Annotated in this window: 14 protein-coding genes and 1 tRNA gene; 6 read left to right on the forward strand and 9 right to left on the reverse strand. The window is 71.9% G+C overall.

The annotated features are described in order from the left end of the window. Window positions 1–2 precede the first annotated feature (2 nt). Both ACZ6B8_RS03340 and ACZ6B8_RS03345 read left to right on the forward strand, forming a co-directional pair. Window positions 3–1,139: a sensor histidine kinase gene (locus tag ACZ6B8_RS03340; protein WP_471089096.1), complete on the forward strand. Its 1,137-nt coding sequence runs from the start codon at window positions 3–5 to the stop codon at window positions 1,137–1,139. Further along, a complete protein-coding gene (locus ACZ6B8_RS03345) occupies window positions 1,130–1,780 on the forward strand; it encodes a response regulator transcription factor (protein WP_471089094.1) in 651 nt (216 codons plus the stop codon). Before ACZ6B8_RS03340 ends, ACZ6B8_RS03345 begins: the two co-directional genes overlap by 10 nt. 72 nt (window positions 1,781–1,852) lie before the next feature. Here ACZ6B8_RS03345 and ACZ6B8_RS03350 read toward each other — a convergent pair whose 3' ends face one another. The 9 genes from ACZ6B8_RS03350 to ACZ6B8_RS03390 all read right to left on the reverse strand — a co-directional run bounded on the left by ACZ6B8_RS03350 (window position 1,853) and on the right by ACZ6B8_RS03390 (window position 11,372). Beyond that, window positions 1,853–2,215 (reverse strand): hypothetical protein, encoded by a 363-nt coding sequence (locus ACZ6B8_RS03350; RefSeq protein ID WP_471089092.1) that lies wholly within the window; start codon window positions 2,213–2,215, stop codon window positions 1,853–1,855. 97 nt (window positions 2,216–2,312) lie between these two features. After that, complete coding sequence (locus ACZ6B8_RS03355) at window positions 2,313–2,969, reverse strand: LuxR C-terminal-related transcriptional regulator (protein WP_471089090.1); 657 nt, start codon at window positions 2,967–2,969, stop codon at window positions 2,313–2,315. Further along, window positions 2,951–4,411, reverse strand: coding sequence for a sensor histidine kinase (locus ACZ6B8_RS03360; protein WP_471606131.1), 1,461 nt, complete (start codon window positions 4,409–4,411; stop codon window positions 2,951–2,953). The genes ACZ6B8_RS03355 and ACZ6B8_RS03360 overlap by 19 nt, the downstream gene beginning before the upstream one ends. Before the next feature lie 423 nt (window positions 4,412–4,834). Further along, entirely contained in the window at window positions 4,835–6,496 is a 1,662-nt protein-coding gene (locus ACZ6B8_RS03365) for an AMP-binding protein (RefSeq protein WP_471606132.1), read from the reverse strand. Between the two features lie 57 nt (window positions 6,497–6,553). After that, complete coding sequence (locus ACZ6B8_RS03370) at window positions 6,554–7,024, reverse strand: DUF3592 domain-containing protein (protein WP_471089084.1); 471 nt, start codon at window positions 7,022–7,024, stop codon at window positions 6,554–6,556. 127 nt (window positions 7,025–7,151) lie between these two features. Further along, a complete protein-coding gene (locus ACZ6B8_RS03375; RefSeq protein WP_471089082.1) occupies window positions 7,152–7,754 on the reverse strand; it encodes a lytic polysaccharide monooxygenase auxiliary activity family 9 protein in 603 nt (200 codons plus the stop codon). A 70-nt stretch (window positions 7,755–7,824) separates the two neighbouring features. After that, on the reverse strand, window positions 7,825–8,550 hold the full coding sequence (locus tag ACZ6B8_RS03380; RefSeq protein ID WP_471606133.1) for a nucleoside/nucleotide kinase family protein: 726 nt from the start codon (window positions 8,548–8,550) through the stop codon (window positions 7,825–7,827). Further along, entirely contained in the window at window positions 8,534–9,652 is a 1,119-nt protein-coding gene (locus ACZ6B8_RS03385; RefSeq protein ID WP_471606134.1) for an SPFH domain-containing protein, read from the reverse strand. The genes ACZ6B8_RS03380 and ACZ6B8_RS03385 overlap by 17 nt, the downstream gene beginning before the upstream one ends. A gap of 343 nt (window positions 9,653–9,995) precedes the next feature. Beyond that, window positions 9,996–11,372, reverse strand: coding sequence for a peptidoglycan-binding protein (locus ACZ6B8_RS03390; RefSeq protein ID WP_471606135.1), 1,377 nt, complete (start codon window positions 11,370–11,372; stop codon window positions 9,996–9,998). A 209-nt stretch (window positions 11,373–11,581) separates the two neighbouring features. On the opposite strand from ACZ6B8_RS03390, the gene ACZ6B8_RS03395 reads away from it, so the two are divergent. The 4 genes from ACZ6B8_RS03395 to glxA all read left to right on the forward strand — a co-directional run bounded on the left by ACZ6B8_RS03395 (window position 11,582) and on the right by glxA (window position 16,623). After that, window positions 11,582–11,655 (forward strand) — tRNA-Lys (locus ACZ6B8_RS03395). A gap of 90 nt (window positions 11,656–11,745) precedes the next feature. Beyond that, complete coding sequence (locus ACZ6B8_RS03400) at window positions 11,746–12,459, forward strand: FadR/GntR family transcriptional regulator (RefSeq protein WP_471089074.1); 714 nt, start codon at window positions 11,746–11,748, stop codon at window positions 12,457–12,459. 301 nt (window positions 12,460–12,760) lie between these two features. Next, the gene (locus ACZ6B8_RS03405) at window positions 12,761–14,689 is read left to right on the forward strand and encodes a glycosyltransferase family 2 protein (protein ID WP_471606136.1); all 1,929 of its coding nucleotides are present in this window, start codon (window positions 12,761–12,763) and stop codon (window positions 14,687–14,689) included. Beyond that, window positions 14,686–16,623, forward strand: coding sequence for a radical copper oxidase GlxA (gene glxA, locus ACZ6B8_RS03410; protein WP_471606137.1), 1,938 nt, complete (start codon window positions 14,686–14,688; stop codon window positions 16,621–16,623). Before ACZ6B8_RS03405 ends, glxA begins: the two co-directional genes overlap by 4 nt. Window position 16,624 lies beyond the last annotated feature (1 nt).

Here is a 16,624-nt window from a genome sequence, read left to right on the forward strand (position 1 = left end):
CCGTGGCCGCCCCGTTTCTGCTCAGGGTCTCCGGCGTACTCGTCGGCTGCCTCACCGCCCTGCTCGGCCTGGTGTACTTCGCCGCGGCCGGCGCGACCCTCGGCGCCTTCCTGCTCTGGCCGCGCACCCGCCGCCGCGCCCACGCGCTGCTCGCCGCGGGCGCCCGCGGGCTGACCGCCCTCGAACGGCGCCGCCGCTCCCTCTTCTTCCGCGACACCTTCCCCGAGCACCGGGCCGACGACGCCCGGATCCTGCGCTACCTCGCGGCCCGTACGTACTCCGGGCTGCTCTGCGCCGTCGTGGTCGCCCTGGTCGACTTCGGCGCGGTCCTCGCCGGGATCTTCGCCGTGTCACTCCCGCACACCTCGATGACCTGGGCCGACCTGGCCGGCCAGGTCGTCCTCGGCGGCACCCTGCTCTTCCTCGCCGTCCAGGGGCTGCGCGCACTGACCGACCAGGACGCCCGCCTCGCCCGCGCGTGCTTCGGCCCCTCCGAGCAGGAGCTGCTGCGGCGGCGCATCGACGAACTGGCCACCAGCCGGGCCGCGGTGGTGCGCGCGGTCGACGTGGAGCGGCGCCGGGTCGAGCGCGATCTGCACGACGGCGTCCAGCAGCGGCTCGTCGCCCTCGCCATGCTGCTCGGCCGGGCTCGCCGCGGCCGCACCCCGGAGCGGGCGGACGCGCTCCTCGAACAGGCCCACAAGGAGGCCCAGGAGGTCCTCACCGAACTGCGCGAGGTGGCCTGGCGGGTCTACCCCAGCGCCCTCGACAGCCTGGGCCTGCGCGAGGCGCTCGGCGGGGTGTCGGAGCGGTGCGCGCTCCCCGTGCGCATGGAGTACGACGTGCCGGACACCGGGCCGCTGCCCTCGCCGGTCGAGACCGCCGCGTACTTCGTGGTCTCGGAGGCCGTGACCAACGCCGCCAAGCACGCGGCGGCCGACGAGGTCTTCGTCCGGGTGCGCGGGACCGGCACCACGCTCACCGTCCTCGTCCGCGACAGCGGCACCGGCGGCGCGGACCCGGCGGGCAGCGGACTGACCGGACTGCGCAGCCGGGTCGCCGCGCTCGACGGCACCCTGCGCGTCGACAGCCCCCTCGGGGGACCCACCACGATCACCGCGGAGCTGCCGTGCGCGTAATCCTCGCCGAGGACTCGACCCTGCTGCGGGAGGGCCTCGTCCGGCTGCTCGCCGAGGAGGGCCACGAGGTCCTCGCCGCCGTGGGCGACGGCGACGCCCTGCTGCGCGCGGTCGAGGCGCACGCCCCCGGCGTCGACGTCGTCGTCACCGACATCCGCATGCCGCCGGACCACACGGACGACGGCCTGCGGGCCGCGGTGCGGATCCGCGCGCTGCGCCCGGAGATCGGCGTGGTCGTCCTCTCCCAGTACGTGGAGCGCAACTACGCGGCGCAGCTGCTCACTTCGAGCGCCGAGCGGGTCGGCTACCTCCTCAAGGACCGGGTGGCGCAGGTCGAGGAGTTCCTCGACGCGCTGGAGCGGGTGCACGCGGGCGGTGCGGCCATCGACCCCGAGGTCGTACGGCAGTTGCTCATCCGCACCACGCACGCCGACCCGCTGACCCGGCTCACGCCGCGGGAGCGGACGGTCCTGGAAGCGCTGGCGGAGGGGCACACCAACGCGGCCATCGGGGAGAAGCTGCACATCTCGCTGAGCGCGGTCGAGAAGAACCTCAACGCGATCTTCGACAAGCTCGGACTCTCCCGGACCACGGGCTACAGCCGGCGGATGCTGGCGGTGCTGCGGTATCTGGAGTCGTGAGCGCGGGGTGCCTGAGGTGGGTTATGGCGGTGGGGTTATGGCGGTGGGTCATGGCGGGGTGCCCGAGGTGGGTCAGGAAAGGACGAAGCCGTCCATGACGAGTGCGGCGGCCAGGCCCGCGGCCAGCAGATAGCTGCCGAGCCGGGTACGGCCGCGGCGGCTCAGCTCGATCACCACGCCGCAGAGGATGAGCAGCAGGCCGTAGACGCCGACGACGAGGACGGAGGAGCGGCTGGCCAGGCGCAGCGCGAGCACGACGGCCGCCGCGGCCATCAGGAGCGAGGCCGCGGCGATGCGGGCCCTGCGGGCGCGGGCGGCCGGGGTGGGGGCGGGGGCCTCGTCGGTGCCGGCCGGGGCGGCGGGCTCATCGGTGAGGGTGGGGGCCGGGGTCTCGTCCGGGGCGGCGGGTGTTCCGGGGTGTTCGGGCGCGCTCATGGGTCTGGATCGTAATAGGTCAGGCGAGCGGTTTTACCGACTTGTGTTCCTTCCGCACGGGTTCCTCACGCGCGTGGGTCCGGTGGCGTGGCCGGCCTCACGCCCGGAGATACGCGAGGACCGCGAGGACCCTGCGGTGTGTCCCGTCCTTCTGCGGCAGACCCAGTTTCCCGAGGATGTTGCCGATGTGCTTGCCCACGGCCGCCTCGGAGACGACGAGTTCGGCGGCGATCGCCGCGTTCGACTTCCCCTCGGCGACGAGGCCGAGCACCTCGCGCTCCCGCGGGGTCAGCCGCTCCAGCGGGTCGCGGCGACGGCGCAGCAACTGCCGTACGACCTCCGGGTCGACGACCGTTCCGCCCTCCGCGACCTGCGTGAGGCCCGCGATGAACTGCTCGACCTGGCCGACGCGGTCCTTGAGCAGATACCCCACGCCGGTGCCGTCGCCGGAGTCCAACAGCTCGGCGGCGTAGGACCGTTGGACGTACTGGCTCAGCACGAGGACGGGCAGCGCGGGCCGTTGCTCCCTGAGCTCCACCGCCGCGCGCAGACCCTCGTCGTGGAAGCTCGGAGGCATCCGTACGTCGGTCACCACGATGTCCGGCTCGTACGCGGACACGGCGTGCCGCAGCGCGTCCGCGTCGCCCACCGCCGCGACCGTCTCGTGTCCGAACCTGCCGAGCACCGCGACGAGTCCCTCGCGCAACAGCACGCTGTCCTCGGCGAGGACGACTCTCAACTTGGCGCCGGGCAAGGGGACTCCACGGGGATCTCCACCGACACGGTGGTCGGGCCGCCCTGCGGGCTGGCGAGCGTCAGTGTGCCATCGAGGACGGCGAGGCGGTCGGCGAGGCCCGTCAGACCCGTGCCGCGCACGGGGTCGGCGCCGCCGCGGCCGTCGTCGTGGACCTCGATGCGGAGGACTCCGTCGGCGGCGGTGTGGGTGGTGGCCTGGGCGGTGGTGTGGGTGGCGGTGGTGTGGGTGGCGGTGGTGTGGGTGGCGGTGGTGTGGGTGGCGGTGGTGTGGGTGGCGGTGGTGTGGGTGGCGGTGGTGTGGATGACGGTGACGCGGGCTTGGGTGGCGGCGCTGTGTTTGCCGACGTTGGCCAGGAGCTCGCGGACCGCGAAGTAGGCGGCGGACTCCACGGCTCGGGGGAAGCGGGGTAGGGGGCGGGGTGCTTCCTCGCTGGTGGCGCTGGCGTCGTTGGTCGCGCTGGTGTCGTTGGTGGCGCTGGTGTCGTTGGTGGCGCTGGTGTCCGTTCGGACGGGGATCGCGGAGCGGTCGGCGATGTCCTCGATGGCCGCGGTGAGGCCGTGGTCGGCGAGGACCTGGGGGTGAATGCCGTGGATGAGCTCGCGCAGTTCGGCGAGGACGTGGCCCGCCTCGTCGTGCGCGGTGGCGAGGCGGTCGGCGAGGGGTCCTTCCGTGGGTGCGTCGAGGCGGGCGAGGCCCAGGGTCATGGTCAGCGCGACGAGGCGCTGTTGCGCGCCGTCGTGCAAGTCCCTCTCGATACGGCGCCGTTCGGCCTCGAAGGCGTCGACGAGGCGGGCCCGGGAGCGGGTGACCTCGGCGAGGATGCCGGCGAGTTCCGTCTCGCGCGGGGCGAGGAGGAAGCGGGTGAGGGCGGCGCGGGTGGCGGCGTAGGCGCGGAGCGGGTGCGCGAGGGCGAGCAGCAGGACGAGGCCCAGCAGCGCGGTGCCGGCGGCCTCGGGGTAACTGTCGACGACCCACAGCTTGGCGGGGCGGACGCCGCCGTCGCCGGTGGACAGGGCGAGGTGGGCGGGGGCGGCGAGGAGGAGGGCGGGGAGGGCCACGGTGCAGGCCAGGACGAGGAGGTCCAGGGGCCACAGGACGAGGGCGAGCAGGGCGGTGTACGCGAGTTCGCGCCAGGTCGCCTGCTCGGTGAGTCGGAGGCGGAGCCAGGCGGGGAAGCCGGGGGTGGTGGGGGTGCGGTGGGGTGTGGCGGACGCGAGGTCCGGGCCGAGGATGCGGGCGCGGCGGCGTTCCAGGGCGGCTACGGGGAGGCCGGTGAGGGGGACGGCGGCGAGGAGGGGGAGGCCGATGAGGACGAGGGTGAGGGCGAGGCCTGCGAGGGTGAGGGTCAGGGTGAGGGCGAGAACGGTGACGCCCAGGACGGCACCGGTCAACAGATAGGCGGCGCTGCGCCACGGCCGCGTGTGGTTCCCCCGGATCATGGGCCTACGGTATGCGGGGGCGTGGCGTCTGCGACTGGGCTGGGGTCTGCGCCTAGTACCCGTCGTTGGGTGCGGGGCCGCGGGGGTATGTACGTACTCGCTATCCCTGCGTCGCGCCTCGCGGACAACATTGCTACAGCGTGCTCGGTGCTCCGTGCGCACATACCCCCACGTCCCCTCCCGTCTCGTACGCGCGTGCGGCCCGGTGGGACGACCCCACGCCAACCGCAGGCCGCCCGGCGCCAGGCGCCAGGCGCCCGTCGCAGGGTGGCCCACCCGCCCGCCCCTACTCCCGCAAGACGGTGCGGGGTAAACGGGTGGGTGGGTGGGAACATCCGCCGCGGAGCGGCGGGGCTGTTTGCACCCGCAGGTAGGGGTGGGAGAACCCAGCCCCCCGTCCCCCCGGCCGCGGACGAGGGCCCCTCAGCCGTCCAGCAGCGCCCCCCGGCCCCGCTCCCCGTACTGGGCCACCAGGTCCCGCACGTCGGAGGGCGTGAGGAGGCGGTACGTGGTGGCGCCGGGTGGGCGCCACCACACGGGGTCCCCGCAGCGGAAGCCCTCGCCCCGCAGTGTCGACCGCGCCACCTTGTTCGTCGCCGTCACCGGCATCCGCTCCAGCACCCGTACGAAGCGCGGCGCCATCTTCGTGCCCAGGTCCGGCTGGGCGAGCAGGAACTCGGCGAAGGCGAGCGGGTCGAAGGAGGTGCCGGCGGGGGGCGCGAGGGCCGCCATGACCTGGTCCCCCGCCACGGGGTCCGGGACCGCGTACACCGCGACCGCCGCCGCCCCCGCGTACCGGGCGAGGATGTTCTCGATCATCGCCGCCGCGAGGTTCTCGCTGTCGACGCGGAGCCGGTCGTCCGTGCGCCCCGCGAAGTAGAGATAGCCCTCGGCGTCGCGGTAGAAGAGGTCGCCCGTCCAGTACCAACCGCCCCGCTGCCGTTCCGCCCGGGCCTCCTCGTTGCGCCAGTACCCCTCGAAGGGGTTCGGGCCGCGGTTCACCAACTCCCCTATCGCGGTGCGGCCGTTCAGGAGGCGGCCGTCGGCGGTGAAGCTCGCCGCCTCGCACTCCCGGAGCGTGTCGGGGTCCAGCACCGCCAGGTCGTCCCCGGGTGCGGCCCGGCCGATCGCCCCGGCCGGCGTGCCCGGGGTGCGCTGGATCGCCGCGCCGCCCTCGGAGGATCCGTACCCCTCCACGAGCCGCACCCCGAACCGCTCCTCGAAACGCGCCGCGTCCACCGCCCCCGCCTCGGTCCCGAACCCGACCCGCAGCGGGTTCTCCCGGTCGTCCGGGCGCTCGGGCGTGGCCAGGACGTACTGGACCGCGCGGCCCACGTACGTGAAGTACGTCGCCCCGAACTCCCGTACGTCGGTGAGGAACCGGGTCGCGGAGAAGCGGGCCCGCAGCGCGATCGCCGCCCCCGCGGCGAGCGCCGGCGACCAGTCGGCGATCACCGCGTTGCCGTGGAAGAGCGGCATGCAGATGTAGTGGGTGTCCGTGGGCCGGACCCCGAAGTGCGTCACCAGCGACGCGCCGGCCGCCGCGAGCCGGCCCTGGCTGCAGATCGCCGCCTTGGGCGCGCCGGTCGAGCCGGACGTGAAGTAGAGCAGCATGCGGCTGCCGGGGTGCACGGTCCGCGCGATCTCCGGCTTCGCGTCGGCGTAGGGCGCGAGCAGTTCCTCGTAGGCGGGTGTGCCGGTCGACAGGACGCGGACGCCGGGGAGTTCGAGGTGGGCGAGGAGGGGGAGGTGGTGCTCGTCCGTCACCAGGATCTTGCATTCGGTGTGCAGGATGTCGCGGGCCAGTTCCGGGCCGCGCCGGGTGGGGTTGATGCCCGCCACCGCCACCCCGGCGAGGGCCGCCGCGCTCAGCCAGAGGGGGAATTCCGGGGTGTTGTCGAGCAGGACGCCGATGTGCGGCGCGCCGCGGCGCGGCAGCAGGTCGCCGAGGAGCGCGGCCCTCGCCGCCGCGCCCGCCGTCACCTGGTGGTGGCTCAGCTCCCCGCCCGTGTGACGCAGCCCGGTGCGGTGGTCGCCCCACCGCGCCCGCACGAGTTCCGCGACCGTCGTTCCGGTGGACTTCATGGCGGTGCACGGTAATTGACGTACCGTCAGATTGGCAGTCCTGGTGGTCTCTTTCCCTTACGGCATGTCGTCGCCGAAGCCGTCGGAGGCGAAGCCGTCGTGCACCTGCACGACGAAGAAGACGCAGAACGCCAGCATCAGGGCGAGGAAGCAGAGCGTCCCCACCGTGCCGGCCGCCATCGCGAACGGACGCGGCGCGTACGCGGTCGCCGCGTCGGGGCGCTCGGCCGTGTAGCGCACGGTGACGACGTCCCCCTGCACGGTCGTCGCCGGACCGTCCTCCTCCTCGAAGCGGACCGTGCGGCCCTCACGGGTGGTGAACTCGTAGACGTGGTGCAGGGTGGTGGAGATGTGGTCGTGGCCACGGTGGCCGCTGGTCGTCGTGTAGGTCCGCAGGCAGCGGGCCTCGGCCGTCAGGCCGCTGTTCCAGGCCCGGCTCACCTGCGCCGAGCGCCGGACCACCCGGGCCGCCATGAGGATCACGCCGCAGGCGATGACCGTGGGCACGGCGTAGAAGAAGAACTGCATGAGCATCCCCCGATACGGACGAACGGGCCGTCGCACGGCGCCGTGCACGGCTCTGCGCACACCGTGTGGTCGGCACGGCGTGCGCAGAACCTACCCGTGAGGAAGGGGGAAGTTCCTCAAGCGTTCCTCAGAACTGGACGTCGGAGCAGGCGTAGAACGCGTTCGCCGTGTCCGCGATCGTCCAGACGGCGACGATCACATGGTGTCCGCTGCGCCCGCCGGGGATGGTGCCGCTGTGCGACAGCGTCGCGGGCGGCTGCTGGCTGTTGTACGGGACGCTGAGGAACGGCGTGGTGTCCAGGGCTCCCCTGGTCACCGCCTTGCTGTCGTCCCAGCCCTGTTTGGTGATGTAGTACTTGAAGTCGGTGGTGCGGTGACGCGCGGTGAACTGCCAGCGGAAGGTGTAGTTCTGGCCGCCGCTGACCTTCGTCGTCGGCCAGGCCCCGCCTCCCGGCGTCTTGGGCGAGTTGAGCTGGTCGAAACCGGCGATGCCCGCCGAACAGATCTTGCCGTCGGCCGGGCCGCCCGCGGGGAAGCCCTTGGGGCCCTCGACGCTCTGCGGCTCGTACTGGATGGAACCGCAGTTGCTCACCACGCCCTTGGCGCAGTTGATCTGCCGGCTGGCCGGCAGATCCGTGTAGCCGTGACCGCTGGCGCCACCGGAGGAGAGCGCGAACGCGCCGACCGTACCGAGACCGACCAGGGCCGCGTACATCTTCTTGTTTCGCATGTGCCGCTCCTGCCGAACATGGGGAGTTCCGTGGGACGTGCGTGCACTGCGGTCTAGACCAAGCCTCAGATTATTGCCGGTAGTTGAACATGTCCATACCAATCGTGGAGAGGATCCGTCCGCATCGGCCGCGCGAGGACTCCACCAGTTCACCGTTGGGCATGTCGTTCACGGCGACCCACTCCGCCGCCTCCCGCGCGGCACGCCCGCCCGCCAACTGCCTTTCGATCAAGCGCTGTTGGCGTACCTCCGCGGGTGCGTCCACGTACCAGCACTCCCTCATCAGGCCGCGCGCCGCGCGCCAGCCGGGCAGATCGCAGGCGAGGTAGTTGCCCTCGGTGATCACCAGGCGGGCGGCCGGCGGGACGAGGTGACGGGCCGCGATCGGCTCGTGGAGCGTGCGGTCGTAGTCGGGTACGTAGATGTCGTGCCCCGGCTCGTCGAGCACGCGGCGCAGCAGCGCGACGTAACCGGACACGTCGAAACTCGGCTCCGAGCCCTTGCGGCCGGTGAGGCCGAGCCGCGCCAACTGGTCGTTGGAGAGGTGGAAGCCGTCCAGCGGAAGGTAGGCCGCGTCCGCGCCGATCCGCTCGGCCAGGGCCCGCGCGAGGGTCGACTTGCCGGTGCCGGGCGGGCCCGCGATCCCGAGGACGGCGCGCGGCACGCCCTCGGTCAGCCGCCGGGCGTCGGCGGCGAGGCGGTCCAGGGAGCCGACGGGGCCCGGGGAGCCGTGGGTCCGGGGAGGGGCGGGGGCAGGGGTGGGGGCAGGCGCGGGGTGATCAGCGGGGTTCTCCATGGCCCGTATAGAACGCCACCGTCAGGTCCTTCACCAAGGCCTTGCGCTCGTAGTCGTCCAGCGCCACCAGGCCCCGGGTGGTCAGCCGGGTCACCGTGTCCTCGACCGAGTCGACCACCGAGGTCAGCACGGTGTCGCGGTGCCTGGCGTCCAGCGCGGCCACCCGGCGGCGCTGCATGACGGCGGCGACCTCCGGGGCGTACTCGATACGGGTCGGCTGGGCCGAGAAGATCTGCACGCCGACCGCCTCCGCGTCCGCGGCGAGCGCCCGGGTCAGCGCGGCGCCCACCGCATCGGCGTCGCGCAGGGTCGGGGCCTCGTCGTGGAAGGCGTCCGCGGGCAGCCGGGAGAGCACCCGCGCCGTGGTCGCCTCCACGCACTCGCGGAGGTACTCCTGGTGGTCCTCGACCGCGAGGGTGGCCCGCGCCGGGTCCTTGACCCGCCACACCACGAGCAGCACCACGCGCAGGGCGACCCCGCAGCGGTCCACCGCCGGCATCGGTTCGCTCCGCCAGTGCCGCAGCCGTACGTCGACCCGGCGGCGCAGCAGCAGCGGGTTCACCCACACCAGGCCCGTACGCCGGACCGTGCCCCGGTAGCGGCCGAAGAGGCTGAGCACCCAGGCCCTGCCGACCCGCCCGCGGGCCAGACCGCCGAACCCGAAGAGGCCGAGCGTCCCGGACCCGGCGAGCGACGCCCACTGCGCGGCGCCGAGGCCGCCGCCCCCGTAGCCGGGCAGGCCCGTCACCCGCAGCGCGGGATCCGGGAGGACGCCGGCCCACCAGAGCGAGAGCGCGCACCCGGCGACGCCCGCACAGCCGCCGAGCACCCCGGCGAGGCCCGGCAGGACGCGCGCCCGGCGCTCCGCGAGCGCGAGGTCGACGTCGGGCACGGGCCGCGGCGGGGGCTGGAACGCGGGCGGCGCGGGCCGCCGCGGCGTGCGGGGCTGCTCGCCGGTGCCCTGCCGGCGCCGCACCACGGCGGGCGGGAGCCGGACGCCCGCCGTGTCGTCCGGGTCGTCGCGGAAGAGCAGGTGCACGGGGATCTCGGTGGTGGCCTCACCCTGGATCAGCCGTGGCGCCCGCGCGAGGACGGGCCCCACCGCTCCGTCGGACGGTCCCGCCGCCCCGTCGGACGGCGACAGCCTCGGGGACGACGGAGAGTCATGGGACTGCGAGGGTTGCGGGGGCTGTGGGGTCTGGTGTGACTGCGGTGGCGGGCAGGGCGGTGGGGACTGCGGTGGCTGGGGCGACTTCGGTGACTGAGAGGTCCGAGGGGACTGTGGCTGGGAAGCCGCCGTCGCACTCATCCGTGCCTCCGACTCATTCGTGCCTCCGACTCGATCGTGCCGTTCTCGTTCGTGCCCGGACCTGCGCGCCGGGGCCCGGGACCGCGGACGTGCCGCGGGGCGGGCGAGGGGCCGTCCGGACCGGCCCGCGTCCCCCTCACCGGAACAACCGCCGCCACGTCTCCGGCCCCGGCAGGCCGTCGGCCGCCGCGCCCCGCCAGCCCTGGGCCCGCTGGAACGCCGCCACGTTGCGCCGGTCGCCCTCGCCCCAGCGCGGCCCCGGACCCCGCGTGTAGTACCTGCCGAAGCCCTTCCTCACCAGCGCTCTGCCGAGCCGCTCGATCGCCGGATGGGTCCGGCCCGGCCGGAAGACGTCCCGGCCGGGGTAGGCCGGCACACCCGCGCCCACACCCACACCCGCGCTCGTGCTCGCGCCCACGGCCGTCCCCGCACCGCCGCCGGGCCGTCCCTGCGGCCCCGCACCGCCCGCCGCGGGGATGTTCCGGCCCTTCCCCTTCATCAGGTACGACCACGTCGTCGGCCCCGGCAGCCCGTCCGCGTCCTTGCCCCGCCACCCCTGCGCCTGCTGGAACGCCTGCGTCGCCCTGCGGTCCGCCTCGGTCCAGCGCGGGCCGGGACCCGAGCGGTAGAAGCGTTTGCCGCCCCGGGCGACCAGCGCCCTGCCGAGCTGGGTCACGTACGTGTTGTTCGCGCCGGGCCCGAAGGAGCGCGCGCCGGGATACGGCGACATCGTGGAGACCGGGGCGCCCGGGGTGACCTCGGTGACGCCCTTGTAGCGATAGGCCAGATAGCGGCCGGCGTTGGTCCAGTAGCCATAAGGGGTGGCCTGTTTCCTGGCGTGCGGGCGGGTCTGTTCGTACGCCGTGTAATGCGCGTGCGCGGCGTCCGTCCAGCCGCCGAAAATCGTCACGTGCGAGCCCTTGGTGGGGTCCGCCGGATTGTGGAAGAGAAGAATGTCGCCGGGCTGCAGCTGTTCCTTCGCGATACGCACCGCATGGGTGGGGAGGCTGCCCGTCCATTCGTTGCCCGCGAGATTCCAGGCCATCGAGACAAAGCCCGAGCAGTCCTGCCGATAGCCGTCCGACCAGAACTTCCCCATGTCGTACGGCACCTTCGCCGCGATCCACTTCTCGGCCCTGGCGATGATCTCCGCCCGGGTGGTCTTCCGGGGCACCGGCGCCTTCGACGGGCCCTGCGTCGGGTCGCCCGCGCCGCCGTGCAGCGGGCCCATGGTGCCCTGCGGGCTGTCCGGGCCGTCGTCCGCCGGGACCGCCCCCGGGGCCGCGGGCACGCCGCCCACCTCGGCCGACGCCACCGCGGGCAGTGCCTGGCCGCCGAGCACCGTGCCGGCCGCCGCGGCGAGGACCAGGGCCCGGCGGGCGCCGTGCGCCGCCGGGTGGCCGCCGAACCGGGGCGGTGGATTGTGCGCCGCCGTGCGGCGCCGGTCAATACAGCCGGGACAGCCGCAATCGCTCTCCGGCGTGAATTCCTCGAATACCGGAGGGGCCTCCATGCGATTCCCCTCACACCCCGTAAAAGAATCTCCGCGCATCTGCACGTCCGTCAGTTTCGCAACTGTCCCGGGATACCGCATGTTGACGGTCCGAATGATGGATCGGCCGCCGCCCGGCGCCTCCCCGGGCCCGCCCCCGGCCCCGCCGCGGGGCCGCCGGGTGGTCGGGAGCACCCCCGGACATCCGGTAGAGTTATCCAGGTCAGCAGGCGCCGCTAGCTCAGTTGGTTAGAGCAGCTGACTCTTAATCAGCGGGTCCGGGGTTCGAGTCCCTGGCGGCGCACAGACAGCGAAGGCCCTCCGTTCACGCGGGGGGCCTTCGTCGTGTCCGGACGGGGCCTCGCCCCCGTATCCGTACCGCTAACGTTGCGCCATGGCGCGCGACATCCAGGAGCGGATCAAGAAGCTCATCATCGACTCCAGGCTGCCCTCCGGGGCCTCCCTGCCGACCGAGCCCGAGCTGATGGAGCGCCTGGGCGTCAGCAGGAACTCCGTCCGGGAGGCCCTCAAGGCGCTCCAGGCGATGGGCATCGTCGAGATCCGGCACGGTTTCGGGACGTACGTCGGCCCGATGTCGGTGGCCCCGATGATCGAGGGCCTCGCCTTCCGCACGGTCGCGGGCCACTACCGCGGCGAGGACAGCCTGCTCCAGCTCCTGGAGCTGCGGGAGGCCGTGGAGACCGGGCTCATCGCGCGCCTCGCGGGCCGGGTGCCGGAGGCGGATCTGGCCGAACTGGACGCCTTGGTCGAGCGGATGGAGGGCGAGGCGGCCTCCGCCGAGGCCACCGTGCGCGCCGAGACCGACCGCGCGTTTCACGCCACCCTCTACCGAGGCCTCGGCAATCTGCTCCTCGGCGAGGTCCTGGAGGCCTTCTGGGACGCCTTTCACCGGGTCCGTACCGATTTGGTGGACGTTCCGCAGGACCCGAAGATCACCTGCCGCCAGCACCGCGAGATCCTGGAGGCGGTCCGTTCGGGGGACGCGCTGCGGGCGGAGCGGGCCATACGCGAGCACTTCGGCAACATTCGCACCCGTCTGAGCTCTCCCGTCCCGGTAGATCCCGCCCATCCCTCACCTGACCGGTAAACCCCTTGTGCCCACCTTGCGATCATGCAGGGGGGCATAGAACCCTGTCCGGAGCCGTCGGGCCTCACGAGGCGGACGATACGGGGCAGTTGGGGCCTCCCGGGACCACGGCGCGGCAGGCGGCGGGGGTCCTGTTCACGACGCGATGCCGAGGGGGGCATCATGCAACCGGAAGGACACCGTTCCATGTCTAAGGAGACGGTGGTCCGCCACTGAATACGTCCGCGCGGCCGAGGGGACCCACCCGAGCGGACGGAACGACCTACGAACACGCGGGGGACCGCGTGCGGGGGGATGACCCATGACGTCGACGCCGGCGGGCGCGCGGCAGAACGACCCGTCAGAGACGACCCAGCTCCGGGTGCCGTCGCACCGGACGGGCGGCTTCCGCAGAATCAGGAAGAGCCTGCCGCGGTACGACTACGAGCACTACAGCAGACTCGCGGGACCGCTGACGCAGCCCGACCCGGCCAAGCCGTACACCGTGCGCTACCGCTCGCTGCTCTCCCAGGAACCGCACAAGGTCCGGGCCGCGCTGATGCTGGGCGCGGCGCCGCTGCTCTCGCTGGTGCTGCTCGGCTGGCTGCTGCAGCCCGAGCACTGGACGAAGCGGGACTACGTCGCCCACGACTGGCTGCCGGCCCTCGACGTCGTCATGCTCATATCCATCGGCCTGATCGAGTTCTTCCGCTGCATGAACGTGCTCTCCAACGCGCACGCCACGCTCGTCGCCCGCGATCCGATACCCGTGGTCCCCGAGACCGGTACCAGGGTCGCCTTCCTCACCTCGTTCGTGCCCGGCAAGGAGCCGATCGAGATGGTGACGAAGACGCTGGAGGCCGCGGTCAGGATCCGGCACCGCGGCCTGATGCACGTCTGGCTCCTCGACGAGGGTGACGACCCCGAGGTCAAGGAGGTCTGCCGGCGGCTCGGCGTCCACCACTTCTCCCGCAAGGGCGTGGCGAAGTGGAACATGGCCAAGGGCCCGCACCGCGCCAAGACCAAGCACGGCAACTACAACGCCTGGCTGGACGCGCACGGCGACGACTACGACTACTTCGCCTCCGTCGACACCGACCACGTCCCGATGCCGAACTACCTGGAGCGGATGCTCGGCTTCTTCCGCGACGAGAACGTCGGCTTCGTCATCGGCCCGCAGGTCTACGGCAACTACGACAACTTCGTCACCAAGGCCGCCGAGTCCCAGCAGTTCCTCTTCCACGCTCTGATCCAGCGGGCCGGCAACGCCTACGGCGCCCCCATGTTCGTCGGCACCTCCAACGCGGTGCGCATCAAGGCCCTGAAGCAGATCGGCGGCCTGTACGACTCGATCACCGAGGACATGGCGACCGGCTTCGAGATCCACCGCGCCACCAACCCGGTGACCGGCAAGAAGTGGAAGTCGGTCTACACCCCGGACGTGCTCGCGGTCGGCGAGGGCCCCAACGCCTGGACGGACTTCTTCACCCAGCAGCTGCGCTGGTCCCGCGGTACGTACGAGACGATCCTCAAGCAGTTCTGGAAGGCACCGTTCTCGCTGCCCCCGGGCCGTCTCTTCAACTACACGATGATGGTCATCTTCTACCCGATGTCCGCCATGAACTGGATCCTCGCGGCGCTGAGCTGCGCGTTGTTCCTGGGTCTCGGCGCGTCCGGCGTGAACATCGACCCGACCATCTGGCTGATGCTGTACGGCAACGCCTCGGCGCTGCAGATCGGCCTGTACATCTGGAACCGCAGGCACAACGTCTCGCCGCACGAGCCGGAGGGCTCCGGCGGTGTGGCGGGCATGGTGATGTCGGCCCTCTCGGCGCCGATCTACGCCCGCTCGCTCCTGGACGCCGCGCTGCGCCGCAAGAGCAAGTTCGTGGTGACCCCCAAGGGCGACTCGGCGAGTCCGGACACGCTGTTCGGGACCTTCCGCATCCACCTCTTCTTCATCCTGGTCTTCGCCGCCTCGATGGCCGCCTCCTTCGTGTACGGGCACTCCCACCCCGCGATGATCACCTGGGCCACCTTCGCCCTGCTGGTCACGGCGGCGCCGATCTTCGCCTGGCGGTACGGCATGCGGCAGGAGAAGAAGCCGAAGCCGCCCGGGGCCGCAGGGAGTTCCGGCCCGCCGCAGTACGCCCCGCGGCACGCCGCGCCGCACACCCCCGACCAGAAGCCCGACTGGGCCGGAGCGCCCGACCAGACCATGCAGATTTCCCTTGGGGGACGTAAGAAATGAAAGACCGTTCCAGCCGCCGCCGCGCCCGCCGCATCGCGATAGGCGCGGCGGTCGTCCTCGCGCTGGCGGGGATGAACGGACCGTGGCTGTGGCGCGTGGGCTCCGAGAAGTACCACGACTACAAGATCAACAAGCCGGAGTACAAGGCGGACAACGGCCACTGGGACGTCATCGACTTCCCTGAGGAGTACCGCCAGAACACCATCCACGCGGCCCTGCTGCACACCGGCAAGGTGCTGCTGGTCGCCGGGTCGGGCAACAACCAGAAGAACTTCGACAAGAAGAAGTTCGACACCCGGCTGTGGGACCCGGTCAAGAACACCATCAAGAAGATCCCGACGCCCACCGACCTGTTCTGCACCGGCCACACCCAGCTGGGCAACGGCAATCTGCTGATCGCGGGCGGCACGCAGCGCTACGAGAAGCTGAAGGGCGACATCACCAAGGCCGGCGGCCTGATGATCGTGCACAACGAGGACCCGGACGAGCCGAAGACGATCCCGGCGGGCACCAAGTTCACCGGCAAGAAGAACGGCAAGACGTTCGTCTCCAAGGACAACATCCTCGTCGAGAAGGCGAAGAAGGTCTTCGACCCGCGGACCGGTGCGTTCCAGCGCACCGAGCCGGGCCTCGGCCGGGTCTACGTGGAGGCGTCCGAGAGCGGCGCGAAGCACGAGACGGGCACCCAGGACAACTACCGCATCCAGGGCCTGAAGGGCGCCGACACCCGCAACGTCTACGGCATGGCGCAGAAACTCGCCCTGGACAAGAAGGACTTCCAGGGGATCAAGGACGCCTTCGAGTTCGATCCGGTCGCCGAGCGGTACATCAAGGTCGACCCGATGAACGAGGCGCGCTGGTACCCCACGCTGACCACGCTCACCGACGGCAAGATCCTCTCCACCTCCGGCCTCGACGAGATCGGCCAGCTGGTGCCGGGCAAGAACGAGGTGTACGACCCGAAGACCAGGAAGTGGACGTACACCAAGGGCATCCGGCAGTTCCCGACCTATCCGGCGATCTTCCAGATGGCCGACGGCCGGCTCTTCTACTCCGGTTCCAACGCGGGGTACGGCCCCGCCGACGTCGGCCGCAAGCCCGGCATCTGGAACCTGAGGACCAACAAGTGGCAGGGCATTCCGGGCCTGAGCGACAGCGCGCTCATGGAGACCTCCGGCACGGTCGAACTGCCGCCCGCCCAGGACCAGAAGTACATGGTGGTCGGCGGCGGCGGCGTCGGCGAGTCCAAGGAGTCCAGCGACAAGACCCGCATCGTCGACCTCAAGGCCGAGAAGCCGATGTTCGCGGACGGCCCCGAGCTGGAGAAGGGCACGCGCTACCCGCAGATATCCACGCTGCCCGACGACACCGTGCTGATCTCCGGCGGTTCCGAGGACTACCGCGGCCGCGGCGCCTCCAACATCCACCAGGCGCGCATCTACGACGCGAAGACCGGTGAGATGAAGCGGGTCGCCGACCCGGAGGTGGGCCGCAACTACCACTCCGGTTCGATCCTGCTGCCCGACGGCCGCGTGATGTTCTTCGGCTCGGACTCGCTCTACGCCGACGCCGCCGACACCAAGCCGGGCGTCTTCGAGCAGCGCATCGAGATCTACACGCCGCCCTACCTCTACCACGGCTCGCGGCCGGAGCTCGGCAAGGGCCCGGAGACGATCCGGCGGGGCGGCACGGGGACGTTCCCCGTCGAGCACGCCTCGTCCGTCAAGTCGGCCCGGCTGATCAGGCCGAGCGCGTCCACACACGTCACGGACATCGACCAGACGTCGATCGCGCTCGACCTGAAGAAGAGCGGGGACGATGTCTCTGTGACGGTTCCGACCAACCGCAGCCTGGTGGAGTCCGGTTGGTACATGCTCTTTGTGACAAACGACAAGGGCACGCCCAGCAAGGCGCAGTGGGTGCGGGTGCCCTAGG

The organism is Streptomyces sp. NPDC041122, assembly GCF_055592445.1.

Excerpts from the sequence above, each read along its gene's own strand:
- ACZ6B8_RS03375 (WP_471089082.1), bottom strand. The coding sequence starts at position 7,754 with ATGCGAAACAAGAAGATGTACGCGGCCCTGGTCGGTCTCGGTACGGTC.
- ACZ6B8_RS03380 (WP_471606133.1), bottom strand. The coding sequence starts at position 8,550 with ATGGAGAACCCCGCTGATCACCCCGCGCCTGCCCCCACCCCTGCCCCC.
- ACZ6B8_RS03390 (WP_471606135.1), bottom strand. The coding sequence starts at position 11,372 with ATGGAGGCCCCTCCGGTATTCGAGGAATTCACGCCGGAGAGCGATTGC.
- ACZ6B8_RS03365 (WP_471606132.1), bottom strand. The coding sequence starts at position 6,496 with ATGAAGTCCACCGGAACGACGGTCGCGGAACTCGTGCGGGCGCGGTGG.
- ACZ6B8_RS03370 (WP_471089084.1), bottom strand. The coding sequence starts at position 7,024 with ATGCAGTTCTTCTTCTACGCCGTGCCCACGGTCATCGCCTGCGGCGTG.
- ACZ6B8_RS03360 (WP_471606131.1), bottom strand. The coding sequence starts at position 4,411 with ATGATCCGGGGGAACCACACGCGGCCGTGGCGCAGCGCCGCCTATCTG.
- ACZ6B8_RS03400 (WP_471089074.1), top strand. The coding sequence starts at position 11,746 with ATGGCGCGCGACATCCAGGAGCGGATCAAGAAGCTCATCATCGACTCC.
- ACZ6B8_RS03350 (WP_471089092.1), bottom strand. The coding sequence starts at position 2,215 with ATGAGCGCGCCCGAACACCCCGGAACACCCGCCGCCCCGGACGAGACC.
- glxA (WP_471606137.1), top strand. The coding sequence starts at position 14,686 with ATGAAAGACCGTTCCAGCCGCCGCCGCGCCCGCCGCATCGCGATAGGC.
- ACZ6B8_RS03405 (WP_471606136.1), top strand. The coding sequence starts at position 12,761 with ATGACGTCGACGCCGGCGGGCGCGCGGCAGAACGACCCGTCAGAGACG.